The organism is uncultured Campylobacter sp., from assembly GCF_938018035.1.
Lineage (GTDB): Bacteria > Campylobacterota > Campylobacteria > Campylobacterales > Campylobacteraceae > Campylobacter_B.
Map to the genome: position 1 here is coordinate 1 of NZ_CALIJF010000245.1, position 3095 is coordinate 3095.

The window sequence follows — 3095 nt, forward strand, 5'->3', positions numbered from 1 at the left end:
TCAGTAGGCTAAGCCTTAAATTTAGAGCAAATTGACACAGGGTTAATTCGGTTATTTGCAGCATCTGCCGCCGATAAAATTTAATCAAAGGAGCAAAAATGAGAAAAACGGCTTTGGTCGTGGGCGCGACGGGAGCGGTCGGGTGCGAGATCGTGCGAGGGCTTTGCGAAACCAAAACTACGACAAGATCGTCGTCTGGACGCGTAGGGAGCTAAAGTTTAGCCACGAAAAACTTGAGGTGCAGATCGTAAATTTAGATAAGATCAAAGAGATAGAGCCGTGCGACATAGACGAGATTTTCTGCGCGCTGGGCACGACGATGAAGCAAGCCGGTAGCCGCGGGCAGTTTTACAAAGTGGACGTGAGCTACCCCGTAAATACCGCAAAATGGGGCATCGCCGCGAGCGCTCGCCGTTTCGTGCTTATCTCCGCCTACGGCGCGGACGAACGGTCGAGATTTTTCTACATGAGAGCAAAGGGCAAGGCCGAGAAAAAGATCGCCGAGCTGGGCTTTGAAAGCCTGCAAATCGCTAGGCTGCCCGCGATAAAAAGCGAGCGTAACGAGTTGCGACTCAGCGAGCTCTTTACGATCTGGCTGTTCGGGCTTTTGCCGAAGGGGATCTTGACGAACTACCGCCCGATGAGCGCGCAAAAATATCGCCGTCGTCGTCATCGCCGCCGCGCAAACGTAGAGCAAAGGCGTGCAAATTTATCATCCAAAAGAGTTTGCGTAGCAGCTCGAATTTGAGGGGCTTGCAGGATTAGGCAAAATTTGCAAGCCCTCGCCTCGTAAATTTAAATTTATCCCGGGATAATCAAATTTGCGCGCTTGCCTCAACGAGCGTTTAAATTTACAGCTACCTAAAAGCAAAATTTGATAGAAATTTGGAGCTTTGACCTCAGTGCGCGTCGCCGCCTTTGTGCGTTTATAGTTCTCTGCGCGAGGGCTCAAATTTAGCGTGGAAAAAGCTCGCGCTAAAAATCTCCAAGACCGACAAAATAGCCAAAAATAGCGACAAACCCGCAAAGAGCCCGTAAATAGGCGCTTTTGTAGCGAGTATAAAACGAGCCGTTTTCTATGTAATATATTTTACAAATTTACATTATCTATTTATAAAGCCAACGTATAATCACGCAAAAAAATATAAAGGAGCATACTTATGAAGTATACGGGAACTACGTATAGGCCACCTTACGAGGCTAACTCTTTGCTGGTGCAGGCGACTTAGGGCTGTAGTCACAATCGCTGCGCATTTTGCACGATGTACCACGACGTCCCGTTTGCGGTCGAATCGAACGAGCAAATAGAGCGCGATTTGCCCGAGGCTAGGCGCTATAATCCCTTCGTCAGGCGCATTTTTTTGCTAAACGGCGACGCTTTTTCGCTGGATTACGAGACGCTTAGCGCCATAGGCGAGAAAGCGTCCAAATTTTCCCCGAGGTCGAGGCCATCGCCTCTTACGCGACGATCACGGGCATCGCCAAAAAGAGCGACGAGGAGCTGCAAAATTTGCGCAAGCTTAGATTTAACGGTATGAATATCGGCTCGAGTCGGGTCACACGCAGACCCTTAAACTGCTTAAAAAAGGCTACGATGCCGACGAGGCCAAGGCGCAGCTGCTTAGGCTAAAAAGATTCGGTTACGACTTTTGCCTAAATATCGTCGTCGGCGGCGGGATGCAGTTTTCAAAAGAGCACATCGACGAAAGCGCGAAGCTCATAAACGAGGTGCAGCCTTGGATGGTTTTTCTCATGACCTTGTTTCTGGCTAAAGGAAGCGCGCTTTATAGCGTCGCACAAAAGGGTAAATTTACCGAAAATACCGCAGGCGAGAATCTGCTGGAGGAAATGCGCCTAATCGAAGCGCTCGAGCTAAAAGACACGCAGATACTGGGGATGCACCCTAGCAACTCCGTACCCCTCGCGGGAAGGCTACCGCAGGATAAGGACAGGCTGCTGGCGGCGCTAGAAAAAGGCATAAAAGCTAGGAGCGAGGAGTTTTTTCCTCTCGCCCGCAAAGAGGCGCCGAGGGCAGGTACATTAGCTAAAAATTTAAAGGAAAAGAATATGAAAAATTTTAATCAATCGACAAAACTGTGCGAAATTTTGGGCGTCAGCTTGCCTATCGTGCAGGCTCCGATGAATAACGTAACAAATGCCGCATTGGTAGCTGCCGTATCAAATGCCGGCGGAATGGGCGTGCTGGGGCCAAATGCCGGCAGAGACTCTGAAAATTTAAACACGAAAGAGCGATATAAACGAGAATTTGAACGTATAAAGTCGCTAACTAATAAGCCTTACGGCGTAAATATCGTTTGTCGAAACGATAATGACAAAAAATATGCGCTAAAGGTTATGGAAACGGCATTTGAGACTGGCGTAAAGGCGTTTTTCTTTGTCGGCATAGCGGAAACGGAGCTATTTAAATTTATAAAAGATAACGGCGGAGTTTTGGTGCATAGAGCGCTTACGCCAAGCGCAAATTCGGCTCGCGCGGCACAAGAAGAGGGCGCAGATATTATAATTGCCACGGGATACGATGAAGGAGGAGTGGGCCCGCAAAATAAAATAGGTACTTTTAGCATCGTGCCGATCATCGCCGATGCCGTGAGCGTGCCTGTGATGGCTGCGGGCGGGATAAACGACATTAGAGGCGTACGAGCAGCCTTTGCGCTTGGGGCTAGCGGTGTTTACGTGGGTACTAGATTTATCGCTAGTACCGAGTGCCCGGCAGCGCAACCGGCAAAAGAGAGCATCGTATCTATGGGCTCTAGCGAGCTGTTTTTTGTTTCGGACTATCAACGCGTAGTGCCGAGTAAATTTGCCAAGGAGCTAAACGCAATGTATCTAAACGGCGACAAGGAAGTAGTGGCGCAAAAAATCGAGCGACTAAATCCGCTAAGGCTCGCAATGATAGATGGCGATATAGAAAATGGCATAATATACGTAAATTCTGGTATTAGCCTAATAAAAGAGATAAAAAGCGCCAAAAAAATATTGCCAGTTGCCATGAGCCAGTCCGTAGCCCGCGGTACACAGTGGCGGCATCAATGCGGTCGCAATCGCCACACCCGGTATGGCATTGCCTCCTTCTT

The 3095-nt window shown here is 48.8% G+C and carries 2 protein-coding genes and 1 pseudogene; 2 read left to right on the top strand and 1 reads right to left on the bottom strand.

Annotated features, from left to right (window positions below):
- The first annotated feature begins 55 nt into the window (after positions 1-55).
- Complete coding sequence (locus tag Q0257_RS07290; RefSeq protein WP_298023432.1) at positions 56-748, top strand: oxidoreductase; 693 nt, start codon at positions 56-58, stop codon at positions 746-748.
- Positions 749-2139: 1391 nt separating this feature from the next.
- Positions 2140-2940: pseudogene (locus tag Q0257_RS13080) on the top strand (nitronate monooxygenase); the annotation flags it as partial.
- A 24-nt stretch (positions 2941-2964) separates the two neighbouring features.
- Here Q0257_RS13080 and Q0257_RS13085 read toward each other — a convergent pair.
- Positions 2965-3048, bottom strand: coding sequence for a DUF389 domain-containing protein (locus Q0257_RS13085; RefSeq protein WP_366517505.1), 84 nt, complete (start codon positions 3046-3048; stop codon positions 2965-2967).
- Between the last annotated feature and the right edge of the window lie 47 nt (positions 3049-3095).